The organism is Vibrio sp. 2132-1, assembly GCF_033344315.1.
This window is the reverse complement of record NZ_JAWPON010000005.1, coordinates 111609-136162: the sequence shown is the minus strand read 5'-3', so window position 1 is coordinate 136162 and position 24554 is coordinate 111609. Positions and strand designations below refer to the sequence as shown.

Sequence of the window (24554 nt, the reverse complement as noted above, 5' to 3'; positions counted from 1 at the left end):
AAGCTGGATTTATTCACGCGCAAATTATCAAAACGCAATTTTATAATGCAAATTGCAATTGCATAATGCAACCAAGATTGATAATTGATAGTAGAGTTAATCATCTCAAAAATGTAAACCAAGCATTAAAAGCTCGTTACGGCGGCATTGTCTCTTGACGGGTAATAAAGATAGGCAATAGATTGGATATAAGACCAAGTAGTTACAGCACTATTTCATACTTTTTTCATCGCAATGTTTGTATACTCTCTGCCATCGAAACGACTTAGCATTAGAGCAATGAACTACTTAATTACTTTCTTCAAGGGAATCGCCATGGGTGCAGCAGATGTTGTACCTGGTGTATCTGGCGGCACCATCGCGTTTATCACTGGTATTTACGATACGCTGCTTGAAAGCATTCGACGCATTAACCCCTCACTTTTCTCTATCTGGCGAAAAGAAGGGGTTAAAGCCGCGTTTAATCACATCAACGGATTCTTCCTTATCGCTCTGTTTGCCGGCATTTTCACCAGTATTGCAACGCTAGCAAAGTTGATTACTTGGCTTCTTGACACACACCCGATCCCACTTTGGTCATTTTTCTTTGGTCTGATTTTGGTCTCTGTGTATCACATTATTCGTCAGGTTGAGCAACGCGATCTTGTCCGCTTTGTCATTCTGCTCGTTGGTGTCGGGTTTGCTTATAGTATTACTGTGCTCAAACCTTTACACATGGAACCAACGGCCATTAACACCTTATTCGCTGGAGCTATCGCGATTTGTGCAATGATCTTGCCGGGTATCTCTGGCAGTTTTATTTTGCTGCTGATTGGCATGTATGCTCCTGTATTAGCCGCAGTGAAAGGTTTTCAAGTCGATACATTAGCGCTATTTTTGTCTGGCTGCGTGATCGGTTTACTGTCCTTCTCTCACTTATTGTCGTGGTTACTACGCAAGTTCCGTGATTTCACCCTGATGTTTTTGACTGGATTAATGATTGGTACGTTGCCAAAGATTTGGCCATGGAAAGAAACCATCACTTGGCGCACCAATTCGAAGGGCGAACAAGTGCCATTGCTACAGCACAACCTATCACCATTTGAATTTGAACACGTGACATCACAACCTTCTCAGTTAGTACTTGCTGTCGTGATGATGCTTGCAGCCATTGCTCTGGTTTTAGGTCTAGAGAAATTCGCAGACTCAGATAAATAACTTTGGTATCAAACACATACTGAACCAAATAAAAACGGAGCCAATTGGCTCCGTTTTTATTTATTGGCTAAGGGCAAAACATCTCAATTGAAAACTCTGCTGTATTTGATGCAATAAAGTCCGTCGCGTTATAAGGAAGCTGGTCACCGAGGTATAACGCACAATTTACCGAGGTCACGAGTTGGCGAGCGGCGCATCTGTGCTACGATGCTCGTAATGTTAAGTGATAAATGCTGAACCTTAATGAAACTGTTACAAATCGCCGCTGTTTCAGCCGCATTAGTTGCGGGATTTTATGCCCCGACTCTAATAAAAAGCTTTTCTTCTTCCACTCAAAGCAAGTCAATAGATGAATACTGCTTTCTCTCTACAACCTCTTGCGTCCAAGAAAATGTTACGATGACGCTAAACTCAGAAACTGCTCAACCCTTGGTTCCTACCACTCTAAATGTTGAGTGGCATACAAGCGATGCTAAGCAACTCATCCTAAGTCTTTCAGGAAGAGAAATGGAGATGGGTGAGCCTAAGTTTTTGCTGAAGCAAATCGCTCCTGGCCAATATCAAGGTGACATCATTCTCCCGGTTTGCACGGAGGATGCAATGACTTGGGTTGGTGAACTCAGTGATGGAGAGAATACCGTTTACCCTGCTATAAAAATGCAAAGATAAGGAATCGTTATGAGCCACAATTGGTCCCTATTTCTCGTAGCTGCTTTCGCACTCGGGTTTGGCGTAAAGAGCTATTTAGATAATCAGAAAACGAAGCCAGAGCAAGTGGACAGTTCCACCTCTCAACAAACGGTATTGTTTGGGGAAAATAACCAAGCCGTCAATATCTTCGATGTGAATGACCCTCGCATCCGAGTCGTCTATTTTGGCTTTACTCGCTGCCCAGACGTTTGCCCAACTTCTCTTGCAATGCTGGCAGGAGCACTGAATCAAATTGACGACGCGCAAAAAGCACAACTACGCCCGATGTTCATTTCTTTAGACCCAGAGCGTGATGAGGCCGATGCATCAGCAAAATATGCCCATTACTTCCATCCAATGATTGAAGGCCTATCGGCACCACTTGATGTAACGACACCTTTGGCACACAACTATGGTGTCATTTTCCGCAAGACAGAATTGGAAGGCTCAGAACTAAAATACACGCTGGATCATAGCTCTTACTTTTACTTCTTGAAGCCGGATGGCACGTTAATCACTAAAGTACCGCATACGCTCTCACCGGCACCGATTGTTGAAGCCATTTCAAAACTAACGACCGAAGACTCTTCAAATGACGGTTAAGTCAGTGCTGAAGCAATTTTTCAATTTCCTAACTCATACCAACCCCAATGTCGAACAAGACGTCGATACGATCATTGACGCCATTGGGGGCATAGAGAACCTGCTAGAAACTGGTGCATGTGCGACTCGGCTGCGTCTTACCCTCAGAGCGACGTCCGTCATCGATAAGAACGCACTCAAGAATCATGGCGCGCATGGCGTCGTGATATTGGATGATCGTCATGTCCAAATCATATACGGCTTAAAAGCCAACACGTATTCGCAGATTATGGAAGAGCGCATCACAAAACAAAGTTAATATTTTTGCAGTATAGCTACCCTCTTTAAAAAAGGGCGGCTATACTCTTTTGGCTTAATTAACTCACTTATTTATTAACCAACGAAGAGGACACAAGATGATTGTATTGAATAACACTAACTGGGCATCGCAAGGGTAACCCTAACAGCACCAACTCTGTGGCATAGCCACAACTCCCCTTCTCTGCCCGGTCTTCACCGGGGTCAACTCTATCCGAATTAGACCCTAATGCGATTTGTATTAAGGCGCTTTGTTGCGTCTGGGATAATTCAATAATGAATCAAACACATACTTTTTGTGACACATTAGTTTCAACTTCAAACCCTCTAAAACAATTGGGTTGGAAACCATTTTTTCAGCAACAACTGACATTAGACGATTACGACAACACTATCTTTGCTCGTGTAATTGCGCATCACCGAAGTGGTTATTTATTGGCAACAGAAACTGGGCAAGTTCATCTTAATGCCCACCATTCTTTACCCAATATGACCGTCGGAGACTGGGTAATCTTAAATGAAGATCAGCAATTTGTTCGCCTACTGGATCGCTTGAGCCTCTTTAGCCGCAAAGCCGCTGGCAGCAAAGTGGCAGAGCAACTCATCGCAGCCAATGTGGATACAGTGTTTATCGTCTGTTCCCTTAACGACGACTTCAATTTAAGTCGTATTGAACGTTATCTTGCCTTGGCTCATGAAGCCGAAGTCGAACCCGTCATCGTGCTTTCCAAAGCCGATTTGTGTGACAATACTGATGAACTAAAAAGCCAAGTACAGAAGCTCGACCCTCTATTAGCGATAGAGACAGTCAACGGCTTAGAAATAGAGAGTGCTTCTAAACTCATGACCTGGTGCAAAGAAGGACAAACCCTCGCTTTTATCGGTTCTTCAGGCGTTGGCAAATCAACTCTTGTTAATGCATTACTCGGGCAACAAGAACAGGCAACTGGGCATATTCGTGAAGACGATAGCAAAGGGCGACATACAACTACATCGCGCTCTATCCATCTATTACCTGATGGCGGCATCTTGATTGATACTCCGGGAATGCGCGAGCTTCAACTAGCAGATTGTGAATCGGGGGTCAGTGAGGCATTTTCTGATATTGAGGCTCTCGCTCAGCGTTGTCGCTTTGGTGATTGCCAGCATCAAACTGAGCCGGGTTGCGCAATTCAAACTGCGATTGAAAATGGCAAACTGGAAGTTCGTCGTTTCAATAACTATCAAAAACTATTGCGAGAACAAGCCTTTAACGGTGCGACTTTGGCAGAGCAACGAGCTCAAAGTCGACAGTTCGGGAAACTCACTCGAAATGCCATGAGTGATAAGCGCAGGCGCCAACAAAGTTATTAATTTGTTGCGTTTGAGTTGTCAATAAAATCAAAGGAGACGAAAGTCTCCTTTTTAACAACTTTATTAAAAACCATTACTCATAACTAATGATAATTTTCAACATAAAAATCTTATTTAAATAACATTGAGCAAACATTTAATCCAAAAACAAACTAAAACTAGACACAAAATATTACCAAGCTAAGATATGTGATATTCAGCAAGAAAATGGCTGAATTTATAAAAACAGGATAATTGATAATCATGTGTCTTAGTGACCAGAAGCAATGCTCACCCCTTGCAATACAAGGGCATTATCGCCGTGTAATGATGGACTATTGCCCTGCCACTCTGGCATAAAATTGCAGGAATGATGTATGCAACACAACAGCCTCGTTGCCCGATATGCTCGTGGTAACCTCGTCGTCCAGATCCTTGTCGGTATCGTCTTTGGTATTTTGCTCGCGACAATTTCTCCAAGCCATGCCGAAAGCGCGGGATTAATTGGTAGCCTTTTTGTCGGTGCGCTTAAAGCGATCGCGCCAATTCTTGTGTTTATTTTGGTTGCCGCTTCAATTGCAAACCAAAAGAAAAACCAACACACTTACATGCGCCCAATCGTTGTACTGTACCTGATGGGTACATTCTTCGCGGCGCTATCAGCAGTGGTTCTAAGCTTCCTTTTCCCGACCAATTTAACGCTTGTCACCGGCGCTGAAGGTGCAACGCCTCCTCAAGGTATTGCTGAAATTCTACGCACATTGTTGTTTAAACTGGTCGACAACCCAGTAAATGCACTAGTAGAAGCAAACTACATCGGCATTCTTGCTTGGGGTGTGGGTCTGGGTCTTGCACTACACCACGCATCGGCAACAACGAAGGCCGTATTTGAAGACCTAAGCCACAGCGTGTCTCACATTGTGCGCTTTATCATTCGTCTTGCACCATTTGGTATCTTTGGCTTGGTTGCTTCAACGTTTGCGACAACGGGCTTTAGCGCACTAGCAAGCTACGCACACCTTCTGGCGGTTCTTCTTGGCGCAATGATGATCATCGCACTCGTTGTAAACCCAGCGATCGTGTTCGTTAAAACCAAACAAAACCCTTACCCACTTGTATTCCGTTGTCTACGTGAAAGTGGTGTAACTGCGTTCTTCACTCGTTCAAGTGCGGCGAATATTCCAGTAAACATGGCACTATGTGAGAAACTAAAACTGGACGAGGATACATACTCAGTATCTATCCCTCTAGGTGCGACCATCAACATGGCTGGTGCTGCAATCACTATCACAACACTAACGCTTGCAGCTGTGCACACTATGGGTATCGAAGTTGATCTACTGACTGCGCTACTTCTAAGTATTGTAGCTGCGGTTTCTGCATGCGGCGCATCAGGTGTTGCAGGTGGCTCTCTACTACTTATCCCACTTGCGTGTGGTCTGTTTGGTATCTCAAACGACGTAGCCATGCAGGTTGTAGCGGTTGGCTTCATTATCGGTGTGATTCAAGACTCTGCTGAAACTGCGCTAAACAGCTCAACAGACGTTGTCTTTACGGCAGCAGTTTGTAAATCAGAGCAGCAAAAAGCTCAGTAAGACTGACAGAACAAATAGAAAGGGGAGCCGATGATGGCTCCCCTTTTTTGTTTAATTGCGCTCAATTATGCGGTGACCAGAGCCACTTCTTCAATCGGGAAGTTTTTGCTTGGCTCAACAAACTCTTGCTGCGCCGCAATAGTTTGCAGCTCCCATTCGCCTGCATGGTACGTTGCACTTAACACCCCGTAGCATGCGTCATGACAATGTTGGAAAGCTTGCTTAGGAGACCAGCCTTTTAAGAGTCCCGCGGTAAAGATAGCTGAAATAAGATCGCCCACGCCAACAGGTTGTTTAGCAAACTCAAATTGAGGACGCTTCGCAAGGTAAATACCTTCTTGCGTAGCCAATAGCATGTTGAAGCTGCCATTTTCTAGGCAGTAAAGGTGCTTAACTAGCACCACCTTTGGACCTTTCTCTAGCGCACGTTGGCATGCGGTGATCGCATCGTCTAGTGAGTGGATTTCCATCTCAGCAAATTGACTTAGCTCGAATTGGTTCGGAACGATCACGTCCGCCATTGGCATCAAACGCGTTAGAAGATTTTCAGCAATGCCCGGAGCCACAATGCAGCCTTTGTCTGGCGCGCCCATCACAGGGTCGCAAACGTAAAGTGCGTTCGGGTTTGCTTGTTTCACTTTCGTCACGGTATCTTCAACAGCAAGGCACTGCTCTGCACTACCTTGGTAGCCCGTCAATACCGCTTGGCACTTTTCCAGCGCGCCGATGTTACCAAGTCCACGAACTAACTCGCTGATGTCTTCAGCCGCAAACGCTCGCCCAGTCCAGCCTTCTTGATACTGCGTGTGGTTAGAAAATTGAACGGTATGAATCGGCCATACTTCGAAACCCATGCGTTGCATTGGGAAAACGGCACTGCTGTTACCAGCATGACCAAAAGAAACATGAGATTGTATAGAGAGGATACCTTGCATAGTACCTTACCTCTTATTGTAGTTATCGATAGTTCAAAGACAGCGGCAAGCGCCAGTTTTGCGAAACCAGTAGTGTATCCGACAAACCAAGATTCTCTAACTCAATTCTCCTCAATATCTTCAGAGTAAGTTGGCGCGCTGGTTTTCAACACCATCTTCTTAATTTCCATTTTGTCTTTATTCAGTGCGATTTCTAGGGTATCTCCTTCCCTTATCCCGAGCTGAGCTAGGATTACGCTTGGAATGACTACGGCGGTGTCGTCACCGATTTTAACAGGTTGACTTATCATCTTTCGTCCTCCAAATGTCGAAAATGAGTTTTCACGTCATTGGATGTCTAGCCTCAAATACATTAAGCTGACTTGGATTTGGCGTAAATGCCTAAAAACAAAGAGCCTTCCACACCGCGTTTGGGAAGGCTCTTTCTGTATTATTTTTTAATTTGCTAAAGGCTCATGCTTCGCAGCAATCAGACCGTAAGCACTCCAGCCTAGGAAGGTTACGATAGAGCCCCACATCATCGCTTCGTAGCCGGAGCCGTAAAGCGCATAGAAGCTGTACAGAGAGCCAATCAGAGCGATAACGTTGGTGGTTTTCATCTCGCGCTCTGGCACGTGTGCCACTTGCTGCATAATAAATATTGCGCCCATACATAAAATGTAAGGAATAACGTTTGTTACTACCGCTAGGTTAACCAATGCTTCGAACTGCTCGTTCAGCGTTGGAGAAATCGTCATTAGAGACAATACTGATTGGATGATAGTAATCGCGATCATACCTTTGATCGGTGTGCCGCGTTTGTCCACTTGAGAGAACAATTTAGGGAAGAAGCCCGCATCAGAAGACGATTTGAACACTGACGCGATAGTGAATTGCCAACCCAATAGAGAGCCCGCACAAGCCAATACCGCCATACCAGCAACCGCTTTACCTGCTGCTGAGCCAAGCATCACAGACCATACGGTTGAGAATGGTGCGGTAGAAGCGGCAAGCTCAGAGTTTGCAACGATACCAGAACAGATGTTTGTCGATACAATGTAAACCACAGCAGCAATCAACGTACCGCCCAATACTGCGATTGGTACATTCTTCTCTGGGTTTTCTACCGCTTCTGAGTTCGCACAGGCCGATTCAAGACCAAGAAACGCCCATAGTGTCATGGCAATAGAAGCACTCACAGCTTCACCAAATGGTAGGTGGTGTGGGTTCCAAGCTTCGATGTACATGGTTGGGTTAAACCAGAACCAACCAACAATACCTAGCGAACATACCGGTAGGATCACACCCCATACCGTGAAGGTACCGATTTGACCTGTGATTTTCGCACCACCGAAGTTAGCGAAAGTACAAATCCAAAGAATGGCGATGGTGTACAAACAGGTTTCGACCGGAGATAGGGTCACTTCAAAGAATGCGGAGCCGTAACCCACACAGGTAATCGCGATCGCAATATTCGCAATAAGGAGCGACAAACCGTAAGTCCAGCCCGCCATAAACGCACCCGATTTACCGAATGCGTAAGACGCGTAACCGTTCATACCGCCGTCTCGTTTACTAAAGCGACCACATTTTGCAAACACATAAGCCAACGCCAAAGAGCCCGCAGCCGTGATCAGCCAAGAAAACACTGAAATGGTACCCACTTGCGCCAGTTTACTTGGCAGCATGATAATACCGGAGCCAGCCATATTGATGAACGTCAGAATGGTTAACTGCACCACCGACATTTTTTTAGTTTCAGTACTCATAAATTATTCTCCACGAATAAGCGGTTCGCACCGACGCCGGAGCGTGGTGCGAACGGGTAGATTAATCTTTTAGGACATAACAATGTGCGGTAGTGCGACCGTTAACATCTTCAAGGTACACACCTTGAATTTCTGGCGCGAAGCCTGGGAAGCGGTTGATGCCTTCTTCTAGAGATAGGAAGTAATCCACCACATGTGGGGTCCAGATTTCACCAGTGATCACACAGATGATGCCTGGAGGGTAAGGAAGTGCACCCTCAGCGGCTACGCGACCAACGGCCTCTTTAAGTGGTAGGTAATCGCATTCACCACGGAAGTATTTGCGTGTTGCCACGTCAGGTTTGTGAACCATTTGTGGGAAGTACTCGCTGCGGAACATCGCTTTTTGTAACTGTTTCACGTTCAGCTCTTTGTACATGTCATGCATTTCCTGACATAGCTGACGGATGGTGTAGCCACGGTAGCGTTCTTTATTCGCTTCGTAGACGCTTGGAAGTACGATACTTAAAGGGGCATCATCACGGATGAATTTTTCGAATCGGTTTATTTGAGCCACAAGGTGACGGATCTTACCCATATCTTCCGCAGGAGTGAGTAGGAACAAGATAGAGTTCAAGTCGCACTTTTCAGGGATGATGCCATTTTCACGAAGGAAATTCGCTAAAAGCGTTGCAGGAATACCAAAGTCTGCGTAGCTGCCATCTTCAGCAATACCTGCTGTGGTTAGTAGCAATTTACATGGGTCAACGAAGTATTGACCTTCACCGTACCCCTCGAATTTGTGCCAGCTTGCGTTTGGCTCAAACATGAAGAATTTCTTGTTCGTTGCTATCACGTCAGTGTCGTAGCTGCCCCAAGGTTGGCCTTCGACTTCATCTGGAATGAACGGACGAATCAATTCACAACTCTTAAGGATTTCTTTACGCGCTTCGATACCTGTCTTAACCGCATCGCGCCATAAACGCAGACCTGCTTCGCCGTCGTGGATCTTCGCGTTCACATCAAGCGCAGAGAACAGTGCGTAGAATGGTGAAGTCGATGCGTGCATCATAAACGCGTTGTTAAAGCGTTTGTGGTTACAGTAACGAGCTTGACCTTTGATATGGCGGTCTTTTTTGTGGATTTGCGATGTTTGAGAGAAGCCAGCTTGTTGTTTGTGAACAGACTGAGTCACGATCACACCTGCGTCTTCTGGTTTCAAATCCAGCAGCAGTGGTGAACAGTCTTTCATCATCGGGATGAACTGCTCGTAACCAACCCATGCAGAGTCAAACAGGATGTAGTCACAAAGGTGACCTATCTTATCCATTACGTAGCGAGCGTTGTAGATAGTACCGTCATAAGTACCAAGTTGGATAATAGCAAGACGGAAAGGACGTTCATCGCGTGCACGTTCTGGGTCCACTTTCGCGATTTGAGCACGAATGTATTCTTCATCGAAACAGTGTTCATCCATACCACCGATAAAGCCCCAAGGGTTACGCGCCGTTTCTAAGTAAACTGGCATACCACCCGCTTGGATTAACGCACCGTGGTGGTTCGATTTGTGGTTGTTACGGTCGAACAGTACCAAATCACCTTCAGTTACCAGCGCGTTACACACTACTTTGTTTGAAGCAGAAGTGCCGTTAAGTACGAAGTAAGTTTTGTCCGCGTTAAATACTTTTGCAGCGTGCGCCTGCGCTTGATGTGCAGAACCTTCGTGGATCAGCAAGTCACCTAAATCCACGTCCGCATTACACAAGTCACTACGGAACAGGTTTTCACCGAAGAAATCGTAGAACTGTTTACCAGCTGGGTGTTTTTTGAAGAACTGACCACCTTGGTGTCCCGGACAGTCAAACGCTGAGTTACCCATCTCAACATAGTGCGTTAATTGCTTGAAGAAAGGAGGAAGCAGACGACATTCGTACTTGGTTACTGCTTCGTTGATTTGACGACAGTAGTACTCAATTGACTGTCTTTCCAAATCGATAACGCCGGTTAACCATACGTAATCTTCTGCTGAAACTGGGTTTTCATCTGTGACGAAGAAAACCGGAATGCCATAACCCGTTTCAGAAATAATTTTGTGTAGACCAGCCTTAATATCTGCAGAAGTAATAATTGCAGCGCCAACGTCAGTTAATTCGACGTGCTCAAGTGGTTTTAAAGTTCGGTTAAATTGCTCATCCAAAGATTCAGATAATAAACTGAAGTCTTCTGGCATGTAATTACTAACACCGATAATTAAACGTTTCATTTGAAATATCTCTTATTTGTTCTGTAAAGACTACAAGCACAGATATTACAAGTGAAATTAATATTTAAAATTCAAAAAACAAATTTCGTGATTATTCGTTCATAATTAAAACTCTTATTTTCTCGAAATAAAATTTCGCGATCTTTATCACTTTCCAATTGATAGTCCAATGATATTGAAACCAGAATTAAAAGGAAAAATAATTAAAAATTGTGTGACCACAACCATTATTGTTAGAAATAAAATATCAAGAAAATAATTTTTTGAGATGTCCATCACTATATAATTACCAGGACTATATTATTAGGAATGATAAATATTTTAATTTTAACTAAATTTAAACACATAATAAAAAAGCCATCAACACATGTATTGATGGCTTTTTACTTTAGGTGCAAAGGAAACACAATTCAATTAAATAAATGACTATCTAGTTTGACTCCATCATTCGACCATTGCTGATAACGTTTTACAGACATGCCTGACGAGTACATAGTGTGTTTACAATCCATGCACTCGACAAAATACAAGCCACTCATGCCAGCCATAACGTGCAGTCTACGGCTATCGCAACGCTTACAGGACAAGCGTTTTACTTTGGTATTGACGTCAATACGACGAGCAAAGTTTAACGTTTCATGAGAACATAAAGCATCAACAGCACTATCTTTAAATGGATGTTCACTCAACAAGTAATTAATGGCGTAATCATACACCGGGGGGATTGAAGATTTTCCACTTTCAATATTACTTATTTTAGCGACGGAAACACCTAATAAAGAAGCGAACTCAGCCTTACTGTACTCTAAGATAAACCTTGAAGAGATAAATTTATCTGCACTAATGATTCTCAACATACACAAATCTCTAATATAAATAAAAAACAGAGATAAAAAATTATCTCTATTTATTATGAAACATGTAATGAAAAAGTTACTTCCTAGTGTAATTCTGCATATTAACTATGCTATTTTATTTTTACGTTATCTTGCGCCTAATTAATCATAAAATCAATAATCGACACCTAAATATAAAAGAACAATTTAAAATTTATAATACATTTTTTAATTTACATTATTAGATAAAGTAATGAGTACTATTCACCTATAAATCGGGGCATCAAGCATTGCGCTTCAATCATTATTACTATCAATGATCTAAGCCCAATAGCGGAAGTAAATAAAGAGGGAAAAACCTCTTTTTTAAGGTACACAGATCCCATCTAAGTTAAGTACTAAAAATATGTTGAAAAATCGCATAAATAGTATGCACATCAGTAAAATGACTGCTTAAGTAAGTTTACATTCTGTTGTCGTGACTGATAGAGATACTGGCAAAAGAGCAAAAGAAAAGCCTCAATCTTGAGGCTTCTGGATAAGATAGGTTATGGCTGAAGGAAGTTTTGAGTGAAATCGAGCGCATCTTTAGAGAGTTTTTTTTCGTTAGGCGATGTGCTTGCCTGGTCTTCTGCTGTTACCGTTGTCATCTTAGGCTGAAAATCTAGTGTTGATGTCTCCTCCCAAGCTTCGGAGACGTCTTTATTCTCATCATTCAACACCGCATTGAGCTCCTCTTCCGCAGGAAAATACGCTTCGCGTTTGTACACTTTGTTAAGGGCTCGAATAATAGAGTGCTTTCTAACCATTCCTGAGGCCAGCTTTCTTTGCAACGGCTTCGCTATGGACTGCAATCCAACGACAACATCAACACCAATATTGGTTGCCACTTCATCACGCAACGTACGTGCAGGTTGGTAGCCCATATTAGCAGCAAGAAACAGCCAAACGTAAGCAATTGTATTACCCGTTTTACCTTTATCCTTCCACGCTTCGCCAGCATGATACATCGCTTTAGCACTGCCACCTTCCGCGGCCCGTTCCAGCCAGTAGCAACCTTTAACCATGCTTTTTTCTGTACCAATGCCATTTAGGTAACATAAGCCGACTTGGATTTTGCCATCCGCACTGTCTTTTTCCGCCGCTTTCATAAACCAGTAAAGCGCATCTGCACTGCGTCCTGCACTATTATCTGGTGAAAGCTGCCATTCCCCCATATAAATCATGGCATCAATGCAGCCTTCTTCGGCGGCAGTTTCAATCAGTTGGTTACCTTTTGGGATATTTTTTTCAGTTCCTCGACCAAAGACCAAGGCCTTGCCCGTCGAAAATTTCGCTTCGGTATCCCCTTCCATTCCCGCAATTGCGGTACGCCAGAAGTTTGCCTGCTCTTTTAAAATCACATCTTCGCGCATGCGTTCACTTAAGCGAACAATGCCGTACATCCCCGTCACATTGTCCAGTTTAGCGGCTTTATCATACCAATACAGCGCTTGACGAATGTTGTCCTTTTCGGCTTCTTTCGCTAGAAATAAAATGGTGGGGATATGCCCGGTTTCTGCTTTGAACTCTCGCTCTTTACGCTCTTGCTCTCGCGCTTTATGCATCGCCTTTCGATAAGCGGCTTCGCGAGCTTTCCTCTCTGCCTCGAGTCTCTGTTTCCGCATCGACAACGAGATCATCCACACAAATATCAGGACGAGTGAAAGGCCAGTTGCCGCAATGGCAATGCCCATACTACTCATAAATAGCCTCTTTTGGTTTCAGGGCCCAATTCAACTCCCTTTCAGGGAAATCTTATGATTACGCGCCGACGTAACGCCGACTACCTTCATTATATAACGACCACTTAGCGAAAATCTGAAGCTTGCGAAGACTTAATGGCGGTATTTTATTCAACATCACTGCAACTTATTTTTAAAAGAAAAATATAGCCCTCATTTTTATAGAACTTAATCACGGTTTTGGGGCTGAGACATTCTCATCCCCTATCATCCCCCCTTACTCCTCCCATAAAAATTCACATTTTAATGATGTGCAGAACCTCTCACTATGCGCCTGTTTTATTATTTAATTTGTGAACAAAATCGACTGTGACAGAAAATTTGCACCTGTAAAAAACTTAACAGCCTGCTCTCACATTTTGCTGATGATTCAGTGTATTAGCATCTAATTGAACATTTCCTTTTTTGGCATCTGCCTTTCTAGCGTGTGCAAAACCTTCTTGATGATTGAGTCAGCGAAGGCAGCGCGCAGCTCAATATCAATTCAATAACAATGGATTTGTAAACGTGGACAATAAGACATTTAAATTATCAACAATTGCCAAAACCGTACTGCCTTTGATTTCCGTCGCGGTAATCAGCGGTTGTGGTAGTGATAGCACGAACGAAGATACGACGAACCCTGGCTCAGGCTTGTACCCTGCGGGAGAGAACGAAGTCGTCATTTATTACAAACGTGATGTAGCATCAGATTCAACAGCAAGCGACTACGAAGGTTGGGGCTTGCACCTATGGAACGGTGAGGGCTGTACCAGCACAGATTTAGACGCAATGGGCATTCCGGGAACAGGAACGGATTGGTCTGCGCCACACCCATTCGATGGCATCAACGACACCTACGGTGCTTACTACGTACTGAAAATAAACCCTGACGCCTCTGACCCACACGAATGCATGAACTTCATTCTGCACAAAGGTGATGAGAAAGCGTTCGGCAGCGCAAACTCAAAAGTAGAGTTGACGAAAATCGGCGAATCGAAAGGTTTGTTTGGCTTCCACGGCAGCAGTGAACTTTACTACGAGCCAATAGAAGAGCGCCCTGTTGATATTGATGGTCAAAAAGCCCATTGGTTAGACGCCAACACCATCGCATGGGAAGCGGCGACCAGTGCGGATTCCATGAAGCTGTTCTACAGCCTTAGCAATGACATCAAAATGGATGAAGACAAGCAAATCTCTGGCGGTACAGCCGTTGAGCTGACAAAAGCTGGTGAGTTGTCTGATGGTCTGAAATCACGCTTCCGTCACCTTGCTAGCCTTCAAGCTGCGGGTATCGATGTCGATGACGCGACCTTGCGTACGATCCTGAAGTCACAAATTGTTATGGTGGCTTACAACGCAAATGGTGACGTCATTTCTGCAACTGAAATGCAAAAGCCGGGCGTTTTGGATGCGGTGTTTGCCGATTCCAAGGCAGGTAACGCGATCGGTCAAGAACTCGGTGCGATTGTGGAAGGCGGTGCCGCAACCTTCAAACTATGGGCACCAACTGCCCAAGATGTTGATCTGATAATCTACGATGCAAACTTAGCAGAAGAAGCGACCGTTGCCATGACGGAAGACCCAGCAACAGGTATCTGGGTTTCTGAGGCACAAAGCAACGTTGTCAACAAATACTATCGCTACCAAGTTAAAGTATACCACCCAACAACTGGCGTCGTTGAAACGCGTTTGGTAACAGACCCATATTCAATGAGCTTGTCTAAGAACTCACGATACTCGCAAGTGGTTGATTTAGATGATCCAAGCTTAATGCCTCAAGATTGGAAAAACTACGCACGCCCAACGGTTAAAAAAGACGAAGACCACGTCCTTTACGAGTCACACATTCGTGATTTCAGCTTTAACGACAGCAAAGGCACACCAAGTCTTGATGGCAAATATCTGGCGCTTACAGAACCTGAGCGTGAGTCTGTATCTCACTTACAAGCTTTGAAAGATGCTGGCCTAACAACGCTACATATCCTGCCTGCGTTTGATATTGCAACCGTGGATGAAGACGCTGACAAGCGAGTCGATATCACCGACACCGTGGGTAAACTTTGTGGCATCAAGCCAGAAGCCTCCATTTGTGAGACCGAAGATGACGGCAAAGTAATTGAAGAGGTATTAAATAGCTACGACCCAACAACGGGCAAAGCACAAGCGTTGATGAACGATCTTCGCATGCTAGACAGCTTCAACTGGGGTTATGACCCTTACCACTACACCGTGCCAGAAGGCAGTTATGCGACCGATCCTAACGGGTCTAAGCGTATTCTTGAGTTCCGCGAAATGGTTCAAGCGACGCATAAAATGGATCTGAAACTGGTCATGGACGTCGTGTACAACCACACAAATGCATCTGGTGTGAACGAAAAATCAGTACTGGATAAGATTGTCCCTGGGTACTACCACCGCCTAAACGTCAACACTGGCGGCGTCGAAAACTCAACCTGTTGTGATAACACCGCAACCGAGAACTTGATGATGGGTAAACTAATGGTTGACTCATTGATGGTATGGGCGGATGACTATAAAGTCGATGGTTTCCGTTTTGACCTTATGGGCCACCAGCCGAAAGATGTGATGGTTTACGCACTTGAAAAAGTCCGTGAAATTGACCCGAATACCTTGTTCTACGGCGAAGGTTGGGACTTTGGTGAAGTCGCGCAAAACGCTCGCTTCGATCAGGCGACACAAGTCAACATGGCGGGGACAGAAATCGGTACTTTCTCTGATCGTCTGCGTGACGCAGTTCGTGGCGGAAGCCCGTTTGATGGCGGTGTAGATTCTGAAGGTAAGCACCCACTTCGCTTTAACCAAGGCTTTGGTAACGCCGCTTACCCTAACGAAGAAACCAAAACTGACGCAGAGTCGGTGAATGGTCGTTTACACAACCAAGATCTGGTTCGTCTAGGTATGGCTGGTAACTTGGCTGACTACATCCTTCTTGATTACAAAGGCGAAACCAAGCTGGGTAAGAACGTTGATTACAATGGTGCGCCTGCAGGCTACACAAAAGTGCCATCAGAGAACATCTCTTACGTGTCTAAGCACGACAACCAAACATTGTGGGATAACAACGCCTACAAGATTGCGACAGGCACTTCATCTGCCGAGCGTGCACGTATGCAGTCTGTGTCCCTATCAACGGTGATGCTTGGTCAAGGCATTCCATTCATCCACATGGGTTCTGAGCTATTGCGCTCTAAATCTATGCAGCGCGACTCGTACGATTCTGGTGACTGGTTCAACCGTGTATTCTTCGACGGAAGCGACAATAACTGGAACGTTGGTCTACCACGTGAAGACAAAGACGGTGCAAACTGGGAGCTGATCAAAACCATCGTTGGTGACAGCACGGCGAAACCAGATTCAACCGACATCGAGCTGACTAAGCAACAATTCCTAGAGCTACTAAAAATCCGTAGCACAAGCGAACTGTTCCGCCTAGATACCGCGCAAGAAGTGATGAACCGTGTGGACTTCCGCAACGTAGGGAAAGACCAAGTGGAAGGCTTGATTGTGATGTCTATCGACGATGGTACATCAGCGGGTGCCGATTTAGATTCGAACTACGATGCTGTCGTGGCCGTTGTGAACTCAACATCAACTGAGAAATCTTTCAAAGTTGCTGGCGCAACTGGTTTCGAGTTACATGAAGTTCAACAAAACTCTGCGGATGACATCGTCAAAGGTGCAAGCTTCACCAATGAAACGTTCACAGTACCAGCACTGACAACAGCGGTATTCGTGCAGCCACAAAACGGCGCGCAAGGTGCTGGCCTACCAGTAAACACGGATAACAAAGACGTATCGAGTATTCCTCCTTACGGCGAAACCGTTGTTTACGTGAAAGGCACGATGAACGAGTGGTCTGATAGCAGTGATTGGGCGATGACCTTTATTGGCAACGGTATGTACTCTGTAACTGGCGTTCTTGAAGCTGGTGAACACGAGTTCAAATTCGCGGACTCTGGTTGGGCAAATCCAAACATCGGTTGTGATGCTGCGAATATAGCTTCTGGTTCACTAGAATTAGGTTCAGAAGGTAACTGTAAGCTGTCTGTTGCTGAAACAGGTAAGTACAACTTCACTCTGAACGCGCTGCATGTTCAAGATGAAAGCGTAGAAAAACCGGTCGTGTCAGTGACCAAGTCAGCAGATGCACCAACATTCGGTGAAACAGCACTTTACTTACGTGGCACTATCACTACATGGGATGCTCCAGCACAAGACTCAACAGCGAAGTTCAGCTATGTTGCAAATGACGTTTATTCGCTAGACATTGACCTAGCGGCGGGCAACTACGAGATGAAAGTTGCGAGCGCAGACTGGGCAGCAGACACCAACTTCGGTGGCGAAGGCAGTGTTGAGCTTGGTAAAGCGCTAACGATGGAAGTCGGTGGCGGTAGTGCAAACCTGAAAATTGCGATTGCAGAAGCAGGAAATTACAACTTCCACTTCAACGCGGCTGACAAGTCGGCGCCAATCGTGACGGTAACGAAAAACTAGTTTCATTTAAAAACATCCGTAATGAAAAAGGGGAAGCATCACGCTTCCCCTTTGTTTTGTTGGCGTCACTAGGTGGTGGATACCAAAATCAAAAAGGTGTTAGTTTCCCCAAATCTGTTCAACAAACTCAGGATGATCAATGAATGGATTACGATTGCCCTGAAAATCAAACACTTGTTGATTGCGGTTTCGTTCTTTTTCACTAACGGGATCATTTTTGTGCCAACGTTTCAGCATGTTTAACATCCAAGGTTCAAAAACCGTTGAACTTGAACCATCAAGGACAGCATCCGCATTGCTTGAATTGCCTTCCCAGTTACCTACAATATTTTCATAGCGGGTTGCCATGTAGAAATAGGCACGAGCAAAATCGCCTTTAAACTCATCGATCGGCTCAAACACCGTACCGGAGTAGCCCAGACTAGTGCTTGCTTGGCCAAGTTTAGAGCCATTACTAGACACGTAGGTCGCGGTGCCCACTTCACCAAATGGCCAATTACTGCGCTTCGCGTTTACATAACCATCAGTTGCAAACAAGTGATGACCGTCTGAGTTCATCGGCTCAACCTTACCGCCAAACCAGCTTTTCGGAAAAGAGTGCTCACGGTTGTAGCAATCCCCTTCCGTTTTGTATTGGCCACATTGGTCTGTGACTTTGGTAAAGCTTACTGTATCGCTAGCAGATGGCTTTTCAGAGTACATATCGAGAATAGAGCCATCATTTTCATAATAACGATCAATATCGGCATCTTTTACCAAGGTCCAGACCGCAGAATAGCCTCGGCTGGAGTGATTATTGATAATGTTAAACAACGCTGTTTTTAGAGCGTATCCCGTCTTACCAGATGCCGCTTGATAGTAACCATCAACCACTGGTGGGGTCGTGGTTGTGTCACCTAAGTTAAAATCGGTGGTTTCACTTTTCGAGAATTCAGCGCCAGAAGCAAGAGTCTTATCTCCCTCAGTCAGAATGTACGACCCCGCGCCACTGCCACAACAAATGCCGTCACCATACTCGTCTTGAATCGTGAATTGGTAATTACCGTCAGCTAAGCACATGCTCTTTTCAATGGTGGTTGCTGACTCATATCCCTGACCAGAAAACAGTACTTCGGCTTGGTTGTTTTTTAACGTCCAGCTAGTTTCTGAACCATAGTTATCGGTTGTGAGAGTCAAGACCACTTGGTGATCACTACAACTTTCTACAGGAGGTTGTGTACTCGTCTCAGTCGGTTGAAAATTATCGACGTAGACAACTTCTGAGCCATCAAAACTGGCTTCATCGTAAAAACGCAAACCGACGTTGATGGTCTTGTTCGAGCTCGCTGTGTAGTTGTGCGCGAGCTCTTGCCACTGGTTTATCTGTTGTGGGTTCGAGTAATTGTGATAACCATCAACCACCAGACGTGCTTTTACATTTCCTTCGGTATGATAAACCGAGACAGAAAACGGATAGGTTTTCCCTTGCTCCACATTAATGGTTTGCAAAAAGTCGGTGTTGCTTTGGGTACCTGTATTCACGACGACCTGGGCAGCCAGACCACCCGATTTGATTTGCTCGCTGCTTGGCGACACTGTAATGCCCGCGTCAATCTCTGACCACTGCGTAGGTACATTGCCATTCCACTGTTCAAAGTCACCGTTGATAATTTGGCTATATGCAAACGGAGAGCTAACAGCAGCAAGGAGACAGAGGGAGTTCGTTATGGATTTCATTATACTTTTCCATTAGTTATATAAATCCCAGACACGATAAACATATTAGTGGGGCATAAATAATCCTTCAGTCACATTTTTACGTTGCACAAGTGTTAATTTACTTTTTAATGTGCAGCTTATCTCACAAATATCCATCTGCTGAAAACAAACGCCAATACAAAAAGCGAAGCAACTTGTTGGCTACATCGTCGTAAAACCATTAAGGGAAAAGTAAAACAGACAGAAAAAAGCCAAGTGTGCGCCTATGGGGGTCAGCAACAACACTTGGCTTGTTTATAAGAAAGCTTGTGGTCAGCTCAACTGGTGAGCATCAATTCTGGATAATTCCTTAAGGTTTTACCGCAAAGAATCGTCCTTGTAGTGGCGACATCAGAATCTGATATTGACCATTACTCGGAGTAATTTTTTCATTCGTGAGCAAATCCACCAACTCACCAGTACCAACACTCTCCTGAGTAAGAGTGACGCTTCTAGCGCTCTCTAAGGTATTTAGCGCAAACAAGACTTTGTCCGAACCAGATTGTTTCAAGTCCACATAACTGCCGTTACTCGCAACTAAATTCGTGCGTGACCCTTGATAAAGTGCAGGATGCGCATCGCGCATTGTCATCAGCGATGTCACATAAGATTTGAGATCGGCTTGGTTTGCATCAAGCGTCGCCGTCACGCCTTCAATTTTCGCACTGCTGCGCGCAACGTGATCATCGCACAAACCTTGAATGGCACAGGTGCTGTTGTCTTCTTTTGCGGCAAAACCATCCACTTGATCCCCGATTTCATCACCGTAGTACAACGTGATTGGCCCGGTGTACGCCGCTTGGAAAGCAAATGCAGCTTTATGGCGTAACCAATATTCTACATCATTCACATCCGCTAAATTTCCGCGCTGTAACAAGTCACCAAAGCGCACTAAATCATGGTTGCCGATCATCAAATTCGGCTGCGCATGTGTTGGATATTGGTTGTGTGTGCTGTAGCCGTTGTCTAACCAATCCGCACCGCGACCACCCACGCCGCTCTCATTCACGGCCAAAGTTTCAACGATGCGATATCGCATAGGGAAGTCAAACGCAGAGCACAATGCTGGATCGCTGTTCGATCCATACGCCTCATTCGCGATCTCAGACTCCCCTTTCCAAATCTCTGCCACCATATAGCCCAACGGATTCACTTGTTCGCCTTTGCTATTGGTGTACGTCACACTTTGTGAGGCTTCATCGACGGCTTTACGAAGTTGTGTCCAAGCGTCTGTCGGAACTTGATAGGCTTGATCTAAACGCCAGCCGTCAATCTTCAGTTCTTTGATCCAATACGTTGCCACTTCTTTGTAGAAATCGAGACTGGCTGGGTAATCAACGGGGTTGCTCGATCCCGATGGCAACAAACCGGAGGGAGATGGTTTGATCAAACCATTCTTATGGTGGCCAAATACGCCATCAAAAAACACGTACAAACCGCGTTTGTGTGCTTCATCGACCAAGGTTCTCGCCGTTTCTAAATCACCAAAACGTGGATCAATGGTGAAGTAATCCGTAGCAAAGTAGCCCGTGGCATCCAGACGATCGGCCCAGTGTTCTTGGCCCGCTATCGCTTCCGATTCAAAAACTGGCGTCAACCAAATCGCGTTCATCCCTAAATCTTGGATGTAATCGAGTGAATCAATCACTCCTTGCAAATCGCCGTTATGATGGCTGGTGCCATAACCTGTACCGTGACCAATGCTCGCATCACCATCTACAAAACTCTCTACCATGATTTGATAAGTACGAAGTTGGTTACTTTGCGCCATGACATTGGCTTGGCAAGCATAACTGGTATCCGGTAGCGGAGTGCTACTATTAGTGTCGCCACCACCAGAAGAATTACACGCAGATAAAGCACCAATCACACTTAACGCAAGCAACGATCGAGACAGGCGATGGTTACGTAGGATATTACGCATTTTATTCTCCCTAACTTACTCAAATAAACTACGGAAATTTGAGTAATAAAATTAACCCCGACATGTGTTTCATGCAGGGGTTAATAAATAAAAATAGATTTTAAATAATTGAATGGAATATTATTGGCACTTATTTACCATGACATGAACAGGTTTGCCTTTTCCTTCAAACTGAAGACTCCATACATATTTACCATCTTCTTTAATATCAACCGAAGTATCCGTACCGTAACCACCAAATGTTAATGGTGTTAATTCACCAACGTTCATTCGATTACCTTTTGCGGTAAATTGTGGGAACCATAATTCGGTCGCATACTGCATTTTGTAGGAGCCTACTTTTTCTTGAACCACGGCTTGGTAGAAATTATTCCCTTTGTAGGTGTATTGACGCTGAGGCACGTGTTTCCAATCGGAATCCGCAAAAGTACCCACCACAAATAGTGGTTTAGAAATAGGTCCTTTCGCCGTGCTGTCTGGGTTGTCACACGCTTTCATGAAAGCAACCACTTCGTCTTGAGACATATTAACAACTGGCTCTGTGGCCGCTTCAGGTTCTGCCGTCGATTGACAACCTACTAAGGCAACAAGTAGGGCAGCAGCAAGAGAGGTCTTCATCATGTTCATTTCACGTAATTCCTTTTTAGTATATCCAAAGCAAAATAAACTCAACGGTTAAAAGAAATATTAATCGTTATTAAAATGGAAATATCAAACGCCAAATAAATATCGTCAGATTGCGAATTTAAATCACTTCGAGAAGTTTGTTTATTTCCTAAGTACAAAAAATAAGTTAGGAACTGCCATTAATTATTGATCCAACCTATATAAAAAACAAAGTAATAAAAATAATTATGTGAATAAGGTAACTCTATGTAGGGGTATTTTTATTGGTTTATTTTCTATGAAAAAGGTCAGCATTTCGCTGACCTTTTTTATCTGATTATTTTCTATTTACGGCTTTCACAAACACTTGTTGTGCACCTTCGATACCCAGCTCTTTTGCTTCATCAAGCAAAGTGAGCGCTTTCGGAATATCATTCGCTGCGACTGCTGCTTCAATTGAGCTGTAGTAGTAGCTAGTAAGGTCCGTACCTTGGGGAATGTTGTCGTTTTTCGCAACAATCTTAGTATTCACAATATCATTCGCGGATACCGAAAAGCGGAACTGACCGAGTGGGCTATGTTTCGCTAGAGGGTCTGCAATATCTGGCGGCTGAGTGTGGCGCGCCATGGCGAAGGCTTTTGCAGGGTGTAAAACTTGTGTACTTCCTTTTAGATCGGCGGAAGTCGTGTAAACCAACACATGCAGATCGTTACCTGTCATGTCTGGAATCACATTGAGATCAAGTACGAATTTATCGTTGTCCAACAGTTTTGCTGGTTCGTACTTAAACTTTGAAAAATCTGCTTGGTAAATGGTTTCTCCTGCCGAGTTCATCACTGCGACATTAGGAGCATAAAATTGAAGTTCTTTACTTACGAATGTCTCTAATTTGATATCGAGACTGCCACGGTTACCTGGAAGAGCAAACGCTGCAATAGCGCCAGCACTGTTACCATCCAACAACATTTGGCTTTTATCAGTCAAAGCGAATTCAGTAACCACAGGCACGTTAAGCGGTACCCATTGAATATCACGCGATTGCGTGATCACTTGTTGCTGACCTTTTGGACTCATCTCTACTTGTTCTACAGACGCACAACCAGTAGCCAACATGCCCAGCAGTACGGGAGCAAGCCATTTTTTCATTACTGTCTACCTCGACTCTTTATTGTTTTTTAAATAAATACAGCCAGATAAGTTCTGGCTGTATCATTCTAGGACAATTTAGGACTTAGTGGTTAGATGATTACCACCAAGCTTCAGCTTGTACACCGAACTGGAACGTATCGTCTGAACGACCGTTGTCAAATGTGTTTGAGTTGTCTTCTTTGTCAGCCGTTAGGTAAGAAGCGTAAACACGGATTTCAGGACGAGCCCAGAAGCTAGAGCCAGCAGACCATGCTTGAGCAACAGTTAGCTTACCGTATTTGTTTTCTTCGCCGTCGTTATCGTCGATAGCGTAACCAGCTTCGAAGATAGTTTTGTGGTTGTCATCCCATTTGTACATTGGACGAACAACAACAGACATTGTTTCCCACTTGTCTTGGCCAGCCCACATGTCTTCACCAACACCGTACACTAACTGGTGACCCATTTCCCAGCTGTCGCCCATGCCGATTACACCCCAGTTGATTAGGCGGTAACCAGATGCACCGTTGTCAGCTTCTGCGCCGTACCAGCTACCGTCGCCGTAGAATGCCATTGTTTTAGAGTAACCTTCAGTACCGTACTGAAGCACTGTTTTGTTGAAACCAGCGTCTAGACCTTGAGTCAATTCTGCTGTGAACATTACGCCGTTTTTCGCATCTTTAGTGCCGTTTGGCGCAGCGTCAGTTTCGTTAAGAATTGCGTAGTTCAAGCCCATTTCTAGAGAGCCGTTGTCCCATAGAGGAAGACCTGCGTAACGTACGTCTAGAGTGTTTACGTTTGTTGCGCCACCATCGTTGCCTGGGTCTGCGATATCGCCGCGGTCGTTACGAACCCAAGCGAAAGAAACTTTACCAGGACCAGCTTCGATACCTTCAACACCAGCGCCCGCGCCAGAGATGTTCCAGTAGTAGAAGTCAGAGATATGAATGTCGTGACGTTGGTAGTAGCGTTTACCTGCCCAAAGCGTTGCTTCAGGAGCAAAGTTTAGTAGGCCTTTAGCTTGAACGTTGAACTGACGTAGTGCGAATTGTGCATCGTCTACACATTTCACTTCGCCGTTATCCAAACCACAGTTAGCAGAAGTGCTTTCCCAGTCGTTTGAACCGTTAGAAGTCATTGCAACCATAGAGTCTACGTAGAACGTTTTGCCGTTGTTGTTGTAAACTTCTTTACCTAGTTGAATCTCGCCGTAGATATCGCTTTCATTACCTAGACGACCGATCTTGTTCTTTTCGAATGTTAATTGTTGACCACCGTCAGCGTTCACGCCAACGCCAGCACGCATGTAACCGTGGAAATCCACTGCGAATGCAGAACCAGCAGCTAAAGTTGCAGCTACAGCAGCAGCAATTGCACTTACTTTTTTCATTCTTAACTCCAT

Annotated in this window: 18 protein-coding genes; 7 read left to right on the top strand and 11 right to left on the bottom strand. The window is 44.6% G+C overall.

Annotated elements, in window-relative coordinates; genetic code table 11:
• Positions 1 to 279: 279 nt before the first annotated feature.
• The 6 genes from R8N47_RS06980 to sstT all read left to right on the top strand — a co-directional run bounded on the left by R8N47_RS06980 (position 280) and on the right by sstT (position 5714).
• Positions 280 to 1197, top strand: a complete 918-nt coding sequence (locus R8N47_RS06980) for a DUF368 domain-containing protein (protein WP_031778872.1) — start codon at positions 280 to 282, stop codon at positions 1195 to 1197.
• A gap of 243 nt (positions 1198 to 1440) precedes the next feature.
• Positions 1441 to 1866, top strand: a complete 426-nt coding sequence (locus R8N47_RS06975) for a hypothetical protein (RefSeq protein WP_025768641.1) — start codon at positions 1441 to 1443, stop codon at positions 1864 to 1866.
• Between the two features lie 9 nt (positions 1867 to 1875).
• Positions 1876 to 2490, top strand: a complete 615-nt coding sequence (locus R8N47_RS06970; protein WP_005384635.1) for an SCO family protein — start codon at positions 1876 to 1878, stop codon at positions 2488 to 2490.
• Entirely contained in the window at positions 2480 to 2788 is a 309-nt protein-coding gene (locus R8N47_RS06965) for a PTS transporter subunit EIIB (RefSeq protein WP_005384641.1), read from the top strand. The genes R8N47_RS06970 and R8N47_RS06965 overlap by 11 nt, the downstream gene beginning before the upstream one ends.
• A gap of 275 nt (positions 2789 to 3063) precedes the next feature.
• The gene (gene rsgA / locus R8N47_RS06960; RefSeq protein ID WP_054574875.1) at positions 3064 to 4140 is read left to right on the top strand and encodes a ribosome small subunit-dependent GTPase A; all 1077 of its coding nucleotides are present in this window, start codon (positions 3064 to 3066) and stop codon (positions 4138 to 4140) included.
• A gap of 356 nt (positions 4141 to 4496) precedes the next feature.
• Positions 4497 to 5714 carry a serine/threonine transporter SstT gene (gene sstT, locus R8N47_RS06955; protein WP_005374821.1) on the top strand — a complete coding sequence of 406 codons (1218 nt, stop codon included), beginning with the start codon at positions 4497 to 4499 and terminating at the stop codon, positions 5712 to 5714.
• 65 nt (positions 5715 to 5779) lie between these two features.
• Here the strand turns inward: sstT and pdxY are convergent, their stop codons facing one another.
• The 6 genes from pdxY to R8N47_RS06925 form a co-directional block, all read right to left on the bottom strand.
• Positions 5780 to 6649 carry a pyridoxal kinase PdxY gene (gene pdxY / locus R8N47_RS06950; protein WP_017820119.1) on the bottom strand — a complete coding sequence of 290 codons (870 nt, stop codon included), beginning with the start codon at positions 6647 to 6649 and terminating at the stop codon, positions 5780 to 5782.
• A gap of 101 nt (positions 6650 to 6750) precedes the next feature.
• On the bottom strand, positions 6751 to 6939 hold the full coding sequence (locus R8N47_RS06945; protein WP_017634469.1) for an AbrB/MazE/SpoVT family DNA-binding domain-containing protein: 189 nt from the start codon (positions 6937 to 6939) through the stop codon (positions 6751 to 6753).
• A 147-nt stretch (positions 6940 to 7086) separates the two neighbouring features.
• Positions 7087 to 8397, bottom strand: a complete 1311-nt coding sequence (potE, locus tag R8N47_RS06940) for a putrescine-ornithine antiporter (RefSeq protein ID WP_064354970.1) — start codon at positions 8395 to 8397, stop codon at positions 7087 to 7089.
• A gap of 61 nt (positions 8398 to 8458) precedes the next feature.
• Positions 8459 to 10639, bottom strand: a complete 2181-nt coding sequence (gene speF / locus R8N47_RS06935) for an ornithine decarboxylase SpeF (RefSeq protein ID WP_064354971.1) — start codon at positions 10637 to 10639, stop codon at positions 8459 to 8461.
• Between the two features lie 410 nt (positions 10640 to 11049).
• On the bottom strand, positions 11050 to 11496 hold the full coding sequence (locus tag R8N47_RS06930; protein ID WP_005374797.1) for a helix-turn-helix transcriptional regulator: 447 nt from the start codon (positions 11494 to 11496) through the stop codon (positions 11050 to 11052).
• Between the two features lie 527 nt (positions 11497 to 12023).
• Positions 12024 to 13220 (bottom strand): tetratricopeptide repeat protein, encoded by a 1197-nt coding sequence (locus R8N47_RS06925; RefSeq protein ID WP_053303913.1) that lies wholly within the window; start codon positions 13218 to 13220, stop codon positions 12024 to 12026.
• A gap of 546 nt (positions 13221 to 13766) precedes the next feature.
• Between R8N47_RS06925 and pulA the strand changes: the two genes are divergently transcribed.
• A complete protein-coding gene (pulA, locus tag R8N47_RS06920; protein ID WP_064354972.1) occupies positions 13767 to 17756 on the top strand; it encodes a pullulanase-type alpha-1,6-glucosidase in 3990 nt (1329 codons plus the stop codon).
• Positions 17757 to 17855: 99 nt separating this feature from the next.
• Here pulA and R8N47_RS06915 read toward each other — a convergent pair whose 3' ends face one another.
• The 5 genes from R8N47_RS06915 to R8N47_RS06895 all read right to left on the bottom strand — a co-directional run bounded on the left by R8N47_RS06915 (position 17856) and on the right by R8N47_RS06895 (position 24542).
• Positions 17856 to 19472 (bottom strand): endonuclease, encoded by a 1617-nt coding sequence (locus R8N47_RS06915; protein ID WP_064354973.1) that lies wholly within the window; start codon positions 19470 to 19472, stop codon positions 17856 to 17858.
• Positions 19473 to 19803: 331 nt separating this feature from the next.
• Positions 19804 to 21417 carry an alpha-amylase family glycosyl hydrolase gene (locus R8N47_RS06910; protein ID WP_064354974.1) on the bottom strand — a complete coding sequence of 538 codons (1614 nt, stop codon included), beginning with the start codon at positions 21415 to 21417 and terminating at the stop codon, positions 19804 to 19806.
• A gap of 120 nt (positions 21418 to 21537) precedes the next feature.
• A complete protein-coding gene (locus tag R8N47_RS06905; RefSeq protein ID WP_017634473.1) occupies positions 21538 to 22044 on the bottom strand; it encodes a hypothetical protein in 507 nt (168 codons plus the stop codon).
• 316 nt (positions 22045 to 22360) lie between these two features.
• A complete protein-coding gene (locus R8N47_RS06900; protein WP_064354976.1) occupies positions 22361 to 23170 on the bottom strand; it encodes a MalM family protein in 810 nt (269 codons plus the stop codon).
• Positions 23171 to 23270: 100 nt separating this feature from the next.
• Complete coding sequence (locus tag R8N47_RS06895) at positions 23271 to 24542, bottom strand: maltoporin (protein WP_005374784.1); 1272 nt, start codon at positions 24540 to 24542, stop codon at positions 23271 to 23273.
• Positions 24543 to 24554: the final 12 nt, after the last annotated feature.

Coding starts and splice junctions, on each gene's coding strand:
- rsgA (WP_054574875.1), top strand. CDS start 3,064: ATGAATCAAACACATACTTTTTGTGACACATTAGTTTCAACTTCAAAC.
- R8N47_RS06910 (WP_064354974.1), bottom strand. CDS start 21,417: ATGCGTAATATCCTACGTAACCATCGCCTGTCTCGATCGTTGCTTGCG.
- sstT (WP_005374821.1), top strand. CDS start 4,497: ATGCAACACAACAGCCTCGTTGCCCGATATGCTCGTGGTAACCTCGTC.
- R8N47_RS06980 (WP_031778872.1), top strand. CDS start 280: ATGAACTACTTAATTACTTTCTTCAAGGGAATCGCCATGGGTGCAGCA.
- R8N47_RS06965 (WP_005384641.1), top strand. CDS start 2,480: ATGACGGTTAAGTCAGTGCTGAAGCAATTTTTCAATTTCCTAACTCAT.
- pdxY (WP_017820119.1), bottom strand. CDS start 6,649: ATGCAAGGTATCCTCTCTATACAATCTCATGTTTCTTTTGGTCATGCT.
- R8N47_RS06895 (WP_005374784.1), bottom strand. CDS start 24,542: ATGAAAAAAGTAAGTGCAATTGCTGCTGCTGTAGCTGCAACTTTAGCT.
- R8N47_RS06900 (WP_064354976.1), bottom strand. CDS start 23,170: ATGAAAAAATGGCTTGCTCCCGTACTGCTGGGCATGTTGGCTACTGGT.
- speF (WP_064354971.1), bottom strand. CDS start 10,639: ATGAAACGTTTAATTATCGGTGTTAGTAATTACATGCCAGAAGACTTC.
- R8N47_RS06930 (WP_005374797.1), bottom strand. CDS start 11,496: ATGTTGAGAATCATTAGTGCAGATAAATTTATCTCTTCAAGGTTTATC.
- R8N47_RS06975 (WP_025768641.1), top strand. CDS start 1,441: ATGAAACTGTTACAAATCGCCGCTGTTTCAGCCGCATTAGTTGCGGGA.
- potE (WP_064354970.1), bottom strand. CDS start 8,397: ATGAGTACTGAAACTAAAAAAATGTCGGTGGTGCAGTTAACCATTCTG.
- R8N47_RS06915 (WP_064354973.1), bottom strand. CDS start 19,472: ATGAAATCCATAACGAACTCCCTCTGTCTCCTTGCTGCTGTTAGCTCT.
- R8N47_RS06970 (WP_005384635.1), top strand. CDS start 1,876: ATGAGCCACAATTGGTCCCTATTTCTCGTAGCTGCTTTCGCACTCGGG.
- R8N47_RS06905 (WP_017634473.1), bottom strand. CDS start 22,044: ATGAACATGATGAAGACCTCTCTTGCTGCTGCCCTACTTGTTGCCTTA.
- R8N47_RS06925 (WP_053303913.1), bottom strand. CDS start 13,220: ATGAGTAGTATGGGCATTGCCATTGCGGCAACTGGCCTTTCACTCGTC.
- R8N47_RS06945 (WP_017634469.1), bottom strand. CDS start 6,939: ATGATAAGTCAACCTGTTAAAATCGGTGACGACACCGCCGTAGTCATT.